The organism is Pseudomonas sp. SDO5532_S415, assembly GCF_054071155.1.
In genome coordinates, this window is record NZ_JBSVWS010000001.1 from 209,539 (window position 1) to 224,752 (window position 15,214).

General features: G+C 53.6%; 13 protein-coding genes and 1 pseudogene. 5 read left to right on the forward strand and 9 right to left on the reverse strand.

Annotated features, from left to right (window positions below; genetic code table 11):
• Positions 1-94 precede the first annotated feature (94 nt).
• The gene (locus ACW9HW_RS00985; protein ID WP_457397553.1) at positions 95-1,417 is read right to left on the reverse strand and encodes a HipA domain-containing protein; all 1,323 of its coding nucleotides are present in this window, start codon (positions 1,415-1,417) and stop codon (positions 95-97) included.
• Positions 1,418-1,816: 399 nt separating this feature from the next.
• Between ACW9HW_RS00985 and ACW9HW_RS00990 the strand changes: the two genes are divergently transcribed.
• A complete protein-coding gene (locus ACW9HW_RS00990) occupies positions 1,817-2,185 on the forward strand; it encodes a hypothetical protein (protein ID WP_457397556.1) in 369 nt (122 codons plus the stop codon).
• On the opposite strand, the gene ACW9HW_RS00995 is transcribed toward ACW9HW_RS00990, so the two are convergent.
• From ACW9HW_RS00995 to ACW9HW_RS01005, 3 genes are all read right to left on the reverse strand, one after another.
• On the reverse strand, positions 2,178-2,741 hold the full coding sequence (locus tag ACW9HW_RS00995) for a DUF6957 family protein (protein WP_457397559.1): 564 nt from the start codon (positions 2,739-2,741) through the stop codon (positions 2,178-2,180). The genes ACW9HW_RS00990 and ACW9HW_RS00995 overlap by 8 nt on opposite strands.
• A gap of 26 nt (positions 2,742-2,767) precedes the next feature.
• Positions 2,768-3,076 (reverse strand): hypothetical protein, encoded by a 309-nt coding sequence (locus ACW9HW_RS01000; RefSeq protein ID WP_457397562.1) that lies wholly within the window; start codon positions 3,074-3,076, stop codon positions 2,768-2,770.
• A 183-nt stretch (positions 3,077-3,259) separates the two neighbouring features.
• Entirely contained in the window at positions 3,260-3,997 is a 738-nt protein-coding gene (locus ACW9HW_RS01005) for a metallophosphoesterase (RefSeq protein WP_457397565.1), read from the reverse strand.
• A gap of 188 nt (positions 3,998-4,185) precedes the next feature.
• Between ACW9HW_RS01005 and ACW9HW_RS01010 the strand changes: the two genes are divergently transcribed.
• The 4 genes from ACW9HW_RS01010 (at position 4,186) to ACW9HW_RS01025 (ending at position 10,372) form a co-directional block, all read left to right on the forward strand.
• Positions 4,186-4,623 (forward strand): helix-turn-helix domain-containing protein, encoded by a 438-nt coding sequence (locus tag ACW9HW_RS01010; RefSeq protein ID WP_457397567.1) that lies wholly within the window; start codon positions 4,186-4,188, stop codon positions 4,621-4,623.
• A 125-nt stretch (positions 4,624-4,748) separates the two neighbouring features.
• Positions 4,749-8,825, forward strand: coding sequence for a KAP family P-loop NTPase fold protein (locus ACW9HW_RS01015; RefSeq protein ID WP_457397570.1), 4,077 nt, complete (start codon positions 4,749-4,751; stop codon positions 8,823-8,825).
• Positions 8,826-8,892: 67 nt separating this feature from the next.
• Entirely contained in the window at positions 8,893-9,111 is a 219-nt protein-coding gene (locus tag ACW9HW_RS01020; RefSeq protein ID WP_457397572.1) for a hypothetical protein, read from the forward strand.
• Between the two features lie 232 nt (positions 9,112-9,343).
• Complete coding sequence (locus ACW9HW_RS01025) at positions 9,344-10,372, forward strand: hypothetical protein (RefSeq protein ID WP_457397575.1); 1,029 nt, start codon at positions 9,344-9,346, stop codon at positions 10,370-10,372.
• Positions 10,373-10,570: 198 nt separating this feature from the next.
• Here ACW9HW_RS01025 and ACW9HW_RS01030 read toward each other — a convergent pair whose 3' ends face one another.
• The 5 genes and pseudogenes from ACW9HW_RS01030 to fabF all read right to left on the reverse strand — a co-directional run bounded on the left by ACW9HW_RS01030 (position 10,571) and on the right by fabF (position 15,176).
• On the reverse strand, positions 10,571-10,831 hold the full coding sequence (locus ACW9HW_RS01030; RefSeq protein ID WP_457397577.1) for a hypothetical protein: 261 nt from the start codon (positions 10,829-10,831) through the stop codon (positions 10,571-10,573).
• A 643-nt stretch (positions 10,832-11,474) separates the two neighbouring features.
• Positions 11,475-11,807, reverse strand: a pseudogene (gene tmk, locus ACW9HW_RS01035) (dTMP kinase); the annotation flags it as partial.
• 19 nt (positions 11,808-11,826) lie between these two features.
• The gene (gene mltG, locus ACW9HW_RS01040) at positions 11,827-13,113 is read right to left on the reverse strand and encodes an endolytic transglycosylase MltG (protein WP_095195573.1); all 1,287 of its coding nucleotides are present in this window, start codon (positions 13,111-13,113) and stop codon (positions 11,827-11,829) included.
• 3 nt (positions 13,114-13,116) lie between these two features.
• Positions 13,117-13,932 carry an aminodeoxychorismate lyase gene (gene pabC, locus ACW9HW_RS01045; protein ID WP_457397581.1) on the reverse strand — a complete coding sequence of 272 codons (816 nt, stop codon included), beginning with the start codon at positions 13,930-13,932 and terminating at the stop codon, positions 13,117-13,119.
• The gene (gene fabF / locus ACW9HW_RS01050; RefSeq protein ID WP_095195571.1) at positions 13,932-15,176 is read right to left on the reverse strand and encodes a beta-ketoacyl-ACP synthase II; all 1,245 of its coding nucleotides are present in this window, start codon (positions 15,174-15,176) and stop codon (positions 13,932-13,934) included. Before fabF ends, pabC begins: the two co-directional genes overlap by 1 nt.
• Positions 15,177-15,214: the final 38 nt, after the last annotated feature.

A 15,214-nucleotide genomic window follows, 5' to 3' on the forward strand; every position in this document is an offset into this window, starting at 1 on the left:
GATGGTGTAGCTCTGGCTCATCATCTTTCGTAGCACTTCCTGAACGGCTTGGCACACTGTCCAACCTCAGCCCCCCAGTCTGGAAGTAGATCAATCACATCAACTTCCAACTACGAAACGTATCCTCAAGACGACTCAACGGAATCAGCGGTGAGCGCCAAGCCTCCTGGGGCAGCCCTAGATCCAGCAGCAAATCCGGCAACGCTAGCAGCAAACGAGCATCCGCCCGTAAGCGATCGAAAAGCCATTCCGGATTTGCCCAATGAGCAAAATGAGCACAAACAACCGCCCAATCGACCGAACCTAATGGTTCCATTGCTGTTGGCCACCGGGTGCTTCGCACAATGCCTTCAATATCCAACAGCATCGGCGCAAGATCGTAAATGGGTGCAAAGCTCACTCGCTCTTTACTCCGAAGGATCGAGAGGTTTCCACAATGATTGTCGGTGTTCCCGACAATCAGATTTATCAAATCTCGCCGCAGGTATTCGCTAACCATGGTCGGTATTTCAGATGTTTGTCCAGCGGCAATCCATGCTTTCGCTAGCCGTTCTACGACGTCGACATGATCCATACGGACAACCGATTGGGTGATGCCACAGAGCGAGTACATTGACTCTACTGCGATACGCTCAATCCCGCCCGGAGAGACTTTGCGATCGAATCTTTGCATCCAAACACTGGGCACCTTCGCCGCTTCGTATGACAGCCCCTCGGCGGCGATCGTGTCGACCCCCAACTGGCCCAACGCGCGGTAAAAGCAGTATTCGGAATGCAGGATGTCTCGATCTAATTGGGTTGCTTTGTTACGCGGGAACTTAACGAACCAGTGTCGACATACATCTGCGTCGCGTACCGCTCCCTCGGGATAAAGCCGCCCCGAGGCATCCTCGACCAGCAGCATCTTTTGAGCTACACCCCCGGCCCCGAGCGCGCCGATTATTGGCCATCCCGATTCCCTGGCTTGGTCGAGAAAGCCCATACCTGCCTGAACAACCTCTGCTCGCGTAGCCCCACCAGTCACCTCGCTTGTGGGATACAGCGTTTTGCCCGAGCTTTTTACCCGCATGTGTCCAATGGGAGCAGCAGCGAATTGCTGCAACAGAAAGAGGTCAGTCGACATCCCTGGCGGTACTACCGCTCTAGACAATATGTGCCGGCGCGCAGCACCAGCCGGGATGATGTCGTGCAGAAAAGCTGGGGCGAGCTCTCGCCGAATATCCCATTCCAGAGGGCGATTCACACTGACAGTCGGCGCTTTAACCGTACCCAGCTGAATGTACTGATCTGCAAGATAGTCGGGCAGGTAGTGAGTGATGCACCGGCTTCGCAAGCTATCTTTAGGCGAATCGAAGCTGACCACCAGTGCGTCGTGCCAGTGGCCATCCGAATGAATTTGAAGCGTGATGGATTCCATACGTCTCGCCGGATTACCGAAGCCTCCCTGTGCATTGATCAATATGAGTCCCCAGCGTTTCTGGAGAAGGGTTAGGTACGCTGGACAGCTAGAAATAGTGTCTCGCTCAACGTTTCTGACTCAATCTAAGAGTGAGCCAGGCATTGCGCCCAAATAGGGAGCTTTCCCCAGCTCCCCGATAGATTACAAAACGAGCATTGACAAACTCTCATACAGAGCCGCTCTCGCCACTCGTTTTTTCGCATCAGTAATTTTAAAAGCACGTCACGTTTCAACAGCAAGCACACTCACGTAACTTTTCGCGCTGGAACCGGTCTCTTAAAAATTTCGAAAAAGAGAGTTGCGACCGTCATGGCTCCATTTTTATAATTAACTCATAACAAAAACAAGGAGAGCGCCATGAACTACAACTCTGCGAAATACATCAAGCAGTACAATAAAACCCTGAACGAACATTGCGATTGGGAAATCAAGCTATCGACCGACGAAGAACATAAGGATTCTTTTGCGGTATTTCATTTAAACACACACCCTGCAGAACAAGACACAGCTGTATTCATTGGTTATATCCCGATCGCTACACCAGTGGAGTCGCTCATTTGCTCCGAAGCATTCTGCTTCAACTATTGTCGACTAGGGATGGATATTGGACGAAAGACTCGAATTTACTTATTAGCAGATACTGGGGAGTTCGTCTTTGATGAGCAGACCCAAGAGCTTCTGAATAAACTCAAAATTCAAGCTACTGAAGGCTCAAATCCTAAATAACTGGCGCATCAGTTGACACTCGTTTTCCAGATGCATGATACGGGTGTTCAATCAGCCCCAACGCTTTGACCGCAGGCAAGCTGGCATGCTTGCGGGCACCACGACCGGCTAAGATGTAGAGGGTATCTTTGCTTTCAAAGACGCATTCTTCAAAGTCGCTTTGAAAATTGCTGAGAACACTATCGCCTGGTTGGAGTTTTTTACCACTGTCGAACACTACTGCTTGCGCATACAAAACGGTTGCCTCAAGGCCTTGTGCTTTGATCTTCCGATCTTGAGATTCCGGTAGCATGACATCCAACAGCAACCACTGCCTAACGATGCAGAATGGCTTTTCTGTGAAGTTAACGGTAGCCAGCTCGATCAACTCATCATCCTCAAGCCTTGAGCCACCCAGGACTCGTGCTGATCCGAATAGCAACTCACCTAGTAGCTCAACATCTGAAACAGCCATATTTCTCAATACCACCCTGATCTGCTCGTTCTTTCGATAGCCCAAGCAGATATTAATTTTTCTGCGTCGTTTTCGTTCGCACGCATTAGCTTCAACTTTCAACCAGAAATTTGTCTCCCGCTGATCGATCAGTGGTAAACGCGATTCATGTAAAGATTGCCCCCAGGAGGAACCCAGCTCACTACGACGTAGAGGCTACCACCGACAGTCTTGAACAACGAGTAGCCCTCGATGAAGAAAGCCTTTTGTATCCTTGATGTCCTGATACTGGCGCCTTCTCTAAATCGCCCCTTCTTATCACCAAACACCGTTCCCATGAGTATCGGTGGGGTATCAACGGCTGCTACTAGATAAGCCGTGATAGGCAATCCAAAATCGATTGCCATTGCCGCTGTCACTGCGGTGGGAATGCTCGGCAAAATCTCCAGATCACTCATCCCTGATCATCCAAAAGAGCTGACGCTGAGTCACCATGCCGCATATGTTTGTGTCTATTTTTATCATTCAAAATCACCAAGCTCTTCAGGTGTGATGCTGGCGTCCGCAAAATAGAATTGGGAATGAGCGTTTAGCGATGTACGCGCCAGAATTACTGAGGTCCTAAGTCGGCCGAATTCTCTTCAAACTGAAGGAAGGCTGATGACGAGATTGGAATCGAATCCCGTATTTTCATACGGGTAACCGCGAGGGTTAGAAACCACACGACATCGGCCCACTGTGACGTCAACTGAGCGATGGGTATGCCCAAAAATCCAAAGATCAGCTTTCTCAACCAGTGCATGCCAACGATTTGTGTAGGCAGCACATAGATGACCATCATGCTTTTCACCCGCTACTTCCGGGATTGGACAGTGGTGTGTGATAACGACAGTTTTCCCATCAAACGGTTTAACTAGTTCGCTAAACAAAAAATCATAGGCAATGTGGTTTCGCTTGATCACGTCTGCCGGGCGTAGCCGGCGAAACCTTTCTTCTGCTCGGATTACCACGAAATCATTCATCCAACGCCCGCACATCGTCGTCGCAGCTACAACGTCGCCGGTCGAAGAGAAATCCGTCCAGCCCGTCGTGACCAAAAAACGCGTTTGGTTGTAAATCCAAACCTGATTTTCCAATACGTGTACATGCGGTGCAGCGGCCTCTCGCATTTTGCGAAGCGTGTGGTCGATGTGGCCTTTGTAAAACTCGTGGTTGCCGCTGCAATAAATGACAGGACGGTTGAACGCCTTGTTTGCCCACTCCACACCTCGCGACTGAACGTCGATGTCTCCAGCCAACACGATAATGTCTGCATCTGTTTCCGGCGGCGAAAACAGGGCGAACTCGTTGTGCAAATCTGAGTAGATCAACATTTTCATGACTCTGCCCCAAAGAGCTTGCAGGCAGCCCCGTTCGACGATTAAGCGATATATTGGTAGCGATTAGCTCAAGATACTCAGTGCGCGTCCGAGCACAGGGATAACCAAGCAGTTCCTTGTTTGACTATACGACATTGTATGGAACTGAGCAAACCGGGCATACAGTCTTATTTTAGAGAATGCCCCAAATGCTCAGGCAATCCATCGCCGCTGCGTTGAGACACGTTCGCCAGCAACATCAGGTGCTGCTGACCGATCTGGAAGAAGGCGTAACCGCTTCCCACCTGAGTCGCATTGAGCGCTCAGAGCGTGGCGTTACAGTCGAAAAATTAGATCAAATCGCGCGGCAGTTGGGCGTTCATCCTCTGTCCATTCTTGCTCTTGCATACGGCGCCGAGGAAGTCGTGCGCCCTACCGAGCTACTGAAGTGTGTATCTAAAGAGGTGTCTGCCCTTGGCGGATTGATAGCCCCCCTCGTTGTCAAACCGGAAGACAGTCATTCCAGGGTCGCAGCTGCCGCAAAACGCCGTGAAGATGTGCAACGTTTAAAGGCTGAAGGGTTATCCAAGGCCGAGACTGCTCGAGTGCTGGCCATATCGAAACAAACGGTAGCGAGACATTGGTAGGCCTCGCGCTGCACCCATGACTTAGCCGAGGAGATATCGACTAGCGATCACTGGTCTCTAATCGCTCGGCGCAGTAAGCTCCTTCCCATAATAGCTAAACGCCACGTGAGATTAGGGATGATCGAATGCTAGATTCTCGTCGCTCAATGCCTGCTGTGCTGGATCGTCACATCGAGACAGAGGACCAGGACGCCTTTGGGCATCGGCACTACGCCCAAGCATTGCGCTGCTTGATCGAGGATGAAAATCACAAGCCCCCGTTCAGCATTGGTCTTTTGGGAGGTTGGGGCACCGGCAAAAGCTCGGTGAAAGAACTCTACACACGAGCTCTGAATGACGACACTTCAACCGTAGGCGGACGTCGACCACGCAGCCAACGCTTCAAAAGCATCACCTTCAACGCCTGGCGTTTCGGCGGGAAAGAACAGGACATCAAACGCGCATTGCTTCGTCATGTTTTCCTTGAGTTGGGCGGTAACGAAGGCAAGCTTCATGACGAGCTCTACCGAAATGTGACGCATACCGAATCGGTCACAAAATCGATAGGCACTTTGACCAAACAGCATCTGATCAGTTGGGCGGCTCCAGTGCCCGCCTTCGCGATCGCCTTCATCACCTACCTGCTCTTCATCGCGGCCGGCCTGAAATGGCTGCCACTTGATAATGGCCTCACTCAGTCATTTTTCATTGCAGCCGTCAGTGGCATCTATGCCTATCTGATCAAGGTCATGAAGCCATCGGCAGTCAACCCGTTCAACACCATCACCCGAGTGCACCTGCCCAGCGTCAACGCTGAGCAATACGAAGAGTTACTGCTCCAACAGCTGCGTGAGTTCAAACCCACCAAAGGCAACGCAGTGCCTTACGAACGCCTCGTCATATTTGTAGACGACCTTGATCGTTTATCGGCAGAGGAGATGGTCTTGGGCCTGGACGCCGTCAGAACGTTCATGGAGATCCCAACAGACAAGCTTCCTGAAAACCTGGGGCTCGTGTTCGTCATTTCCTGTGATGAAGGCAAAGTCGCTGATGCCCTTTCGCGCCGGCGCGGCAACCCCGAGCAACCTGGCTCCATTTTCAACCCCACTGATGCCAGGCGCTACCTCGACCGAATCTTCCAATTCAGGTTGGAAATCCCTCCACCGCCACGAAACGATATGCGCCAGTTTGCGCTTTCAAAGCTCAAAGCGTTCCCGGATCTTGTGAAGGAGATCGCGGACAAAGGTGCATCGGTTGAACAGGTCGTCGACCGCATGATTCACGCCAACGTTACCGACCCGCGCAACGCCCTTCAAATAGTCAACGCTTTCACACAAACCTGGTGGCTTGCCAAAACCCGAGAACTTGACGCAATTGGCAGTGAGCGCCCGGGTGGCCTGCATGAAGGCGCTGTCACCCACCACCCCATCGCGCTCGGTGCACTCAGCGCAGCCCGCGTCAGCTTTCCAGCATTCTATCGAGATCTGCAGGAAGACCCTCAGCTGCTGTTTCGCCTGACGAATCTCATGGTCAGACAGACACTCCTGAAAGATGAGCCTCTGGATTCCCACCACGTACTCAAGCGATACGTCGCAGAAGACAGTAGTGGAAAAACGATACTGGTGGAGGGATGCCGAGATCTGCGGCAGTTCCTGGCAAGCCTGGTGGGAACGCCTTGGCCAGAGTCACTGCAAAGCCTTTTATTGCTTACAGAGGATTCAGTGACCCGCCAATATGGCGGCCAAGCAACAAGAATCTACAGCTACCTGGTATCCGGGGATACTCAAGGCTTCCTGGAAGCCCTCTCCCCGCGCGCCAATGAGTACCTCAGCGATCAGGAAGTACAACTGCTGCATGGCATGCTCAGCGAGCTACATCGCACCGAAGAAGCCCTCAAGTTCAACGCCATGCGCGTGGTCGCGGATATTATTGACCGCCTGCCGCCACGTACCCGGAATTTGGTGCTCGGCATCCTGAGCAATGACATTGTGACATCCCCAGAACTCAGGTCACTGCTCGGCATTGAGAAAATTGGGCGAGTCACTGCCGTCGCCAACTCCGTCGACCAGCAACACATAGCGTCTGTCCTTATTGATGAACTGCTCACGAGTGGAAAAGTGAGCACAATGCGCCTGCCGACTGGCCAAACGCCCAATATGGACGAGGCGATTGGCATGGCCAAGGGAGCCGTCGAAATCGCCCTGTCCGTGCTGGCTGCGCATGGGTTACCGGCTCAAGCAAAAGAGTCGCTTTTGAAATGGCTGGCAGAGCGCACTGTCTCCGCTGCTGCTGGTTCAATTACGCTCCCCTTCATCGAACTACAACAGTGGGTTGATCGCTACGAAGCCTCATTACTGCCAGAAATCGGGGATGTCTATGTCGATCAGCTGACGACAGCGCTCCACCATTTTGAGGAAAAAGCGGGCGATGACATTGAGCCGCTCGACACTCTGGATATGCCACTGACCGCGACGCGAATAAACACCGTCTGGGAGCGCCTGGCAGGTGAGGGAGGAGAAAGTCGCGAGCGGCTGTGGGAGCAGATCACCCAGCTGTCTACCACGCGTGCCCCTGAGATGGCGGAATGTGTGATACAGGCCTTGGAGCGGTACATCTCCCATACTGATGACGAGCACTTACTGGAATGCCTGACCCGATTCAGCCGTCGAGTCGCTGAATTCAAAGAGGCACCACTCGACTACAAACGCGCATTTAGCTTGGTCGTTAACCTTGGCGCTGAGCGTCGAGCACACTTCAAACGAGAACACTATGAAGCTTATGCCGATTTTGCTGTCGCACTGAGTGAAATAGCCGACTGCGAACAAGATGCGGCCGAAGTCTTCCGCACCGTTGTCGCCCCTAAAATACCAGCAGTTAGCAGCGTGGCCAAAAGATGGATCAGCCACCCACTCGAACAAGTCCCAAGTGTATGTCGCATCGCGCTGTTCGAGGCATACGAGCATTTACCTGAAGAAGACCGACAAACACTCGCCGGCCATTTGACAGCGTTGACTACTCGTCCAGCACTCGATGACGAGGATGAATCACTTTACACGCAAGCTGCGACCCACATCCCTGAGCAGTATTGGAGCGAAAGTGCCCTTAAAGCCCATTTGGATAGTTTGCTGCCCATTCTGCTGACCAGAATCGACAGCTGGGATAGCTACCTGGCTCACGTGATCCCAGGGTTCTCACGGGTGTTCATCCATGCATCACAAGCCGTCCTTGGTCCATCGTTACAAAAGCTGTTCAGCACCTCCAGAACGGAAAAAAACACGCTTGAATCGCTGCACCGCTACTTCAAGGGACGCTGGCCGACCGTAGAGCAACTTCCAAATGGATACGCGCCGAACAGTCTCTTCATGGAAGCCTCACAGGTAGCCGTCGCATCGCCAGGCTTCGTCGGCCAGCACACGCTTGCCTCCATGGAAAGCATGCTGACGATGAGAATCGTGCCGGCCGATCTACACCCACAGTTGATCGAAACAGCGTGCGTGGTTTGGCGGCAGCAGCCCTCAGAAGCGGTAGAGTTTCTGAGTTCAGGCAACAAAGAAATGTCGGTCGCCCAGATCGCCGCTCTGTGTGAAGCCATCGATTTCAATACCCCATTGCAAGTCGACATGCTGGAGCACACCTGGAAAGCGTTGATCCCTGATTTAGCCATTTCGGATCGCACCGAAGCCACCAAAGCTGTATTGCTTAAAGGCTCGCTCGGCAATGTCAACGATCCTGACCTCGCCTTCAGCGTATGGTGCCGCGCCCTTCAGGGAGAAGCATTCGGTGAACTCAAGGCGCTGTTACTGGGCAACGAGATCAATGATGAACAGCGCAAGCGCGTGCTCGGCCACATCGTCCATGTCCATCAGGATGAGAAAGAATCGAGGGAGTTGCTGCAATTAGCAGTGCAGCTTCTCAAGTTCCCTGAAAGCCCACTCACGTGGGGAGCCGTCAACGCATTGCGCTCGGAGTTCAACAAACGTTTGACGACTCCAGAGCAAAGGCTGGCCTACGCCAAGCTCTTGCTGAGCGAGCTTGCGAATGCGGCGTCTGACACTGCGAAGGGATACATGGCTGGGTGGGCCAAAACGCTGGGTACCGAGGCGGTGTTGAAAGAAGTGAGGCCCGAGAATTTATCCGAGGGCGATATGAATATCATCAGTACCGCGTTCGGCCCGAGCCGCACCCTGGCGGGATTAACCAAGCGCTGGACGAATCAAAGGTAACGCTTGGCTGTCTCGTCAGTTCAAGGGCTATACGTTTTAGGCAGCCAATCATAAAAAGGATGTGAACATGATCATTTCTGAAGGTCAGTTGCGCGGGGCGTTCAAGGGATTCAAGAACACCGACACCGTCTTCGAATTCTATGGTGGTCGAAAATGGCGGCAAGCGGTTTATCAATACGAGTATTTCTACGCCTACATGCCACGAGCGAAGGTAGTCCAGGAGGGAGGGGCTTATGTGCTCAAGGTGGAAGGGATGGCTCGCAGCGTGAATGTCATCCCCGCTTGATCGAGAAACACCGCGAAGATTGAAAGTAAAGCTTGGATTAGCATCGTGGGCAATCTAATGGCCCCTGATTGCTTAGAAACCCTAAAGTTTAAAAATTTCGAGCCGTTATTCTTTATGAAGACCTTTTATCACGTGTACTCACCACACTTATTGGATACTCATTGATAACAGGGATCCGCCCTCATTTCACCTTAAGGAGCAACGCGCCTTCATTCGATGCAGGTGCAGATCTATGAAACTCATCCAATCCATGGTTTTATTGCTTGCAGCATTGACCGTCACCTCCGCTAATGCAGATTCCACTCTTGCTCAACAGTCTGAGGCTCTCAGGTTAATCCGTGAAACCGCCAAAGAATTTTGTAATGAGGCACAAACAACTGGTTCTAGTCATGAAGCCAAAATCAAGGGTTCAATCGAGTTAAAATTAGGCGCACTCGTCAAAAAATTGGGCGATGGTAACGCTTCGCTGGCGGCTGACTATTCGCAGGACTCCTTCGTTGGCGTACTTCGCAGTCAGGTGTTCGATAGCATCAAAGAAGCAAACAACTGCCGTAAAGAAGTGCTTGAATTGCTGATCGACCGGCTACTACCTATTGACAACAAACCCAACAAAACCGTCATTGAAAACTCAAATTCGTACGGTTCATCACCGCAGGATGCATATCTAATAGCGACTCATCCCACCAAGGTTTCTGTGAAGAACGTAACTATTCTTAGCTTTATTTATGACGACGCTGCTAATTTTTTGAGCGCGTCATTAGAGAATAAATCCGACATCCCAGCTCAAAATGTCCTGATTGACTTAATCCGCGAAAAAAAGGGAACACCTTTAACGAAATCTCAAATATATCCTGTCAAAAAAAGCAAGTATTACCTGGCCTCTGGGCCCGGCGGAATCACCATACCAGCCAATTCAATCTCAGACTTCCCTTTTATCTCCGTAGCGCAACTGGCTGAATTATTGGGTGCGAAAAATGATAACTACTGTTTGTATGATGCGTCGCCTGAGCCAATTGACGTGATGAAAAAAAATTCCGGATTACTTGAGTCTCTTGAGCACATGCCGCCAGAACTCCAAGGCATTCAACCCTCAACACAACAAGTTAGCCTGAGACTTCGAATCAAATATCAAACCATTTTCAAACAAACCGTGACCAACTATGTGATGGTGTTCGCTCACTTTACCGAAAAAGGCAGTAAGGGTTGGATTTGGTACCCAAGCACAAAAAAGGTCGGGCCAGTGCAATGCATCAGTGCTTAAACCCCAGTCGCTTTTTGCATTAGCTTACTGAGGAAAAAACGATCAATGACTGCATCCCACAAGTAAATTGAGAGTTAAGCCGCTGGGTTTGAGAGGGTGCTTAACGTTTCGGGCTCAAAAAGCCGCTGGAACCATCTGGCAGCTCATTACTCACTCGATCCAAACCCATACCAGCCCATCTCGGCAAAGCCGCCTGTATTACAGTCCTAGGTCCTCAGCCAGCGTCAGCTCCCAGATGACCTCACTGCCCTCTATAGCCAAGAGCTCCCTCATCTGATCAGTCAAATCGGCCCAGCCTAAACCTGACTGATCGCTCCAGGGGTAGTCCAAATCCACCAGGCACTCTCTGACCCGCTCTCGGACTAATCGAGAAAGTACTTTCATCACAGAGTGATCTTTTTCGGGGCATTCTTCCCGAATACCGTCACCACCATCGGTAAGGACAAGATCGTCACGCATCTGCCTCAAAGAAAATTGGCCTGAGAACAACATAGCGCGTAGGTGTGCCTCAATCGCTGACTCACTAAAGAAGCCCCTTTCAGCATCCCAAATAACACAGACTTTTTCATACCCGAAACCTGAAGCGCACGCCAAACACGCGTAGATCCGGTCAGGCTCCGCTCGCATCAAAAAATCGAAGCCATAGACCCTTGCGTCTTTGTACGGAAAAAATGCAGGCGAGCGACCATAAATCCTTACGTACCTTTTCCTAGCCTTCACTTGCTCACCTCATCACTACCCTATTGACATCAGGTCGCGTGCGAAGCCTAAGGTATTCTTAAGTTTAGGAATAGATGAGCAGATCACGAAACGGGAACGACAGGTATGCGAAGGACGTGCCGGCGTAAGGGCATTGAAACCAAAATGTAAACGTGGAAAGGCCCGGTTTTATTGGGGCTCAGGGCAAGCGGGAGATACGCCGCCGAGCAGATCCAAGCCTCTAGGTTTACATTTGCCTATCTGAAAATAAAATTTAGGAGGGGGTTTACATTTTAGGAGCGACGGGTGTTAAACTGAAGGCACGAAACAAATTCTCTTCTTCCAGAACACTTGTAGAACAAGGGTTCTAGGCCAAAAGATAGGAATCGGCGGGTGAGCAGATTAGTTGTTTACCTTGAATTTGATTCCGAATTAAGACGTAGGTAAAACGATCGCACAACACCACGGCACCACGGGCCAATGCCGGGCGAATCACCTCGGCCAGGTGCTGGGCGCGCGCAGCGAACACCAACAGCAACTCGGTGTCCGGATTCATCACTTCGTCGACCGGCGCCAGCAACACTTCGCGAATGCGCTCGGCCAGAGGCGTGCCACCGGGTTCACGGGTCAGCACCACCTCGATACCAGCGACGCGCAGGCGCTCGGCGAGGTATTCGCGATTGGTGCTCTTGCCCGCGCCTTCCGGGCCTTCCAGCGTAATAAACAAGCCAGTCACAGGCAGTCCTTAGTCAGAGTCATTGCGGGCCTTGCGGTGCGTTTGCTTCCGGCTCGGGGACGGAAGCAGGCTCAGGTTCAGGCGCAGGTTCTTGCGGTTGTACCGGCGGCAGAACCTCGGGCGCGGTATTGGGCGAAGCGGCCGGGATCGGTGCCTGGTCCTGTTCAGCCTGAGATTCGGGAGCTGGTGTCTGCGGAGGTTGAGATGGCGGCGCCAGCGCTTCCACAGACTGGGATTCCTCAACCGGGGTTTGCGTTGTCTCGGATGCATCGACCGGCGCCGGACTGGAGCGATAATCGGCGCGGCGCTTGAGTTGGAACTCTCGCACGGCGTTGTTATGAGCGTCCAGGTCATCGGAGAACACATGGCTGCCATCACCACGCGCCACGAAATAGAGGCTGTTGCCCGCCACCGGATTCAGCGCCGCGTGAATCGCTTCGCGGCCGACCATCGCAATCGGGGTCGGCGGCAGGCCGGCAATCACATAGGTGTTGTAAGGCGTCGGTTCCTTGAGATGGGCGCGGGTCAATTTGCCGCTGTATCGATCACCGAGGCCATAGATCACTGTCGGATCGGTTTGCAACAGCATGCCGATCGCCATGCGCCGCACGAACACGCCGGCAATTTGCCCACGCTCCTGTGGCACGCCGGTTTCCTTCTCCACCAGCGAGGCCATGATCAGCGCCTGGTAGGGCTCGGTGTACGGCACGTCGGCCGAGCGCTGGTTCCATTCCTTGGCCAGCACTTCGTCGAGGCGATCGTAGGCCGTTTTCAGCAACTCGGCATCGGTCATGCCACGCACGAAACGGTAGGTGTCGGGGAAGAATCGCCCCTCAGGGAAAATCCCGGCATGGCCGAGCTTGTCCATGACCTGGGTGTCGCTCAAACCGTTCAGGGTATGTTCGAGCTTCTCCTCTTTGGCCAGGGCCGCACGGACTTGATGAAAGGTCCAGCCTTCGACCAGGGTCACGCTGTACTGCACCATTTCCCCACGCTTCCACAGGTCGATCAGACCTTCGACGGTCATGCCGGGAAGCATGCGGTATTCGCCGCTGTGCAGGGGCTGCTTAGGCAGGTTGAAGCGCCAGTAAACCCGCAGCCAGAAAGCGTCCTTGATGAGGCCATCGGCTTCGAGTCGCAGGAAGGTACGGTTGGGCGTGGTGCCTTTGGGCACCTCCAGCAGTTCTTCCTGAGCAATGTTCAGCGGCTGCACCAGCGCCGAATGAATTTTCCAGGCGCAAGTGCCCAACATCAGCCCCGCCAGAACCAGTCCGGTTTCCAGCAGCAGCAAGAATTTACGTCTCACGTATCAAGCATCCAGTAGCGCACAGGCAATGGTTTGGAGTTTACGGGTGAGCGGCCCAACCGGCCAGCTCAGTGCGGCATAGGCATGCACCGGCCAAACGCCATACACGCTGTTGCAGACAAAGACTTCGTCAGCCCATTGCAGCTGTTCGAGCGTGATATCGGTGATTTGCGTGGCAATACCCAGTGACTCGGCTTGAAACAATAATTCGGCACGCATCACCCCCGCCACGCCACAGCGCTTGAGGTCTGCCGTGACGAGCACGCCATCGCGCACCAGGAACAGGTTGCTGAACACACCCTCGATCACCCGACCGGCCTGATCGAGCATCAAGCCTTCGGCATGTTCAGTGTCTTGCCACTCGGAGCGGGCGATGACCTGCTCCAGTCGGTTCAAATGCTTGAGACCTGCAAGCAGCGGCTGTTTGGACAACCGGGTCGTGCATGGAAACAGGCGAATGCCTTGCTCGGCATGAATCGCGGGATAAGCAGCGGGTGGATTGCCTTGCAGGATACGCCGGGCCTGAGCCGATGGATCAGGGGCATAACCGCGCAGACCGTCGCCGCGAGTAAGGATAAGCTTGAGTACCCCCTCACCCAGTGCGGCAGCGTAGGCCACCAGCTCGTTGCGGATCAGCCCGGGATCGGTAGCGATGGCCAGGCGCGAACAACCCTCTGCCAGACGCGACAGATGCCGGTCCAGCAACAGCGGTTTCCCGCCGCGCACGGCAATGGTCTCGAACAGACCATCGCCGTAAGCCAGGCCGCGATCCTTCAGCGACAAAGCGTCAGCCGGCTGACCGTCGACCCAGCTGTCCATCAGCCTGCGAACCGACGGAACACCAGCGAACCGTTGGTACCGCCAAAACCGAAGGAGTTGGACAGGACTACATCGATATCCATGTTGCGCGCGGTGTGCGGCACGAAATCGAGATCACAGCCTTCGTCCGGCTCATCAAGGTTGATGGTCGGTGGCGCGACCTGACTGTTGATCGCCAGCACGCTGAAGATCGCCTCGACCGCACCCGCCGCACCCAGCAGGTGACCGGTCATCGACTTGGTCGAACTGACCGCCAGCTTATAGGCGTGATCGCCAAACACCGATTTGATGGCATTGGCTTCGGCGAGGTCGCCCGCAGGAGTCGAAGTACCGTGGGCGTTGATGTACTGCACTTGATCGCCATTGACCTTGGCATCGCGCAAGGCATTGGTGATGCAACGTGCAGCACCCGCGCCATCGGCAGGCGGAGAAGTCATGTGGTAAGCGTCGCCACTGGTACCGAAACCGATCAGCTCGGCATAAATGGTCGCGCCACGGGCCTTGGCGTGTTCAAGTTCCTCCAGAACCAGGGCACCTGCGCCATCGGACAGTACGAAGCCATCACGGCCCTTGTCCCATGGACGGCTGGCGCGGGTCGGCTCGTCGTTGCGCGTGGACAGTGCGCGGGAGGCACCGAAGCCGCCCATGCCCAGGCCGCAGGCCGCCATCTCGGCACCGCCGGCAATCATGACGTCGGCTTCGTCGTACATGATGTTGCGGGCCGCCATGCCGATGCAGTGTGTACCGGTGGTACATGCCGTGGCGATGGCGTAGTTAGGCCCCTGTGCACCCAAGTGGATGGACAGGAAACCGGAAATCATATTGATGATCGAGCCTGGCACGAAAAACGGAGATATCCGTCGCGGGCCAGTCTCATGCAACGTGCGGCTGGTTTCTTCGATATTGGTCAGACCGCCAATACCCGAGCCCATGGCGACGCCTATGCGCTCGCGGTTGGCGTCGGTAACTTCCAGACCGGCGTTACGTACCGCCTGAAAACCTGCGGCCAGACCGTACTGAATGAACAGGTCGAGCTTGCGAGCTTCCTTGACCGACAGGTATTCCTCGACATTGAAGCCCTTTACCGAGCCGCCAAAACGGGTGGAATAGGCAGAAAGGTCGGTGTGTTCGATCAGACCAATGCCACTGCGGCCAGCCAGAATGCCCTGCCAGCTGCTCGGCACATCCGTGCCCAGTGGCGACAACATACCCATACCGGTGACTACGACGCGTCTACGCGACACAGCACTCTCCTTTTTTCAAATGACGACTTTGCATCAGG

Excerpts from the sequence above, each read along its gene's own strand:
- ACW9HW_RS00985 (WP_457397553.1), bottom strand. The coding sequence starts at position 1,417 with ATGGAATCCATCACGCTTCAAATTCATTCGGATGGCCACTGGCACGAC.
- ACW9HW_RS00990 (WP_457397556.1), top strand. The coding sequence starts at position 1,817 with ATGAACTACAACTCTGCGAAATACATCAAGCAGTACAATAAAACCCTG.
- ACW9HW_RS01000 (WP_457397562.1), bottom strand. The coding sequence starts at position 3,076 with ATGAGTGATCTGGAGATTTTGCCGAGCATTCCCACCGCAGTGACAGCG.
- ACW9HW_RS01005 (WP_457397565.1), bottom strand. The coding sequence starts at position 3,997 with ATGAAAATGTTGATCTACTCAGATTTGCACAACGAGTTCGCCCTGTTT.
- ACW9HW_RS01010 (WP_457397567.1), top strand. The coding sequence starts at position 4,186 with ATGCTCAGGCAATCCATCGCCGCTGCGTTGAGACACGTTCGCCAGCAA.
- ACW9HW_RS01015 (WP_457397570.1), top strand. The coding sequence starts at position 4,749 with ATGCTAGATTCTCGTCGCTCAATGCCTGCTGTGCTGGATCGTCACATC.
- ACW9HW_RS01020 (WP_457397572.1), top strand. The coding sequence starts at position 8,893 with ATGATCATTTCTGAAGGTCAGTTGCGCGGGGCGTTCAAGGGATTCAAG.
- ACW9HW_RS01025 (WP_457397575.1), top strand. The coding sequence starts at position 9,344 with ATGAAACTCATCCAATCCATGGTTTTATTGCTTGCAGCATTGACCGTC.
- ACW9HW_RS01030 (WP_457397577.1), bottom strand. The coding sequence starts at position 10,831 with ATGCGTGACGATCTTGTCCTTACCGATGGTGGTGACGGTATTCGGGAA.
- pabC (WP_457397581.1), bottom strand. The coding sequence starts at position 13,932 with ATGGACAGCTGGGTCGACGGTCAGCCGGCTGACGCTTTGTCGCTGAAG.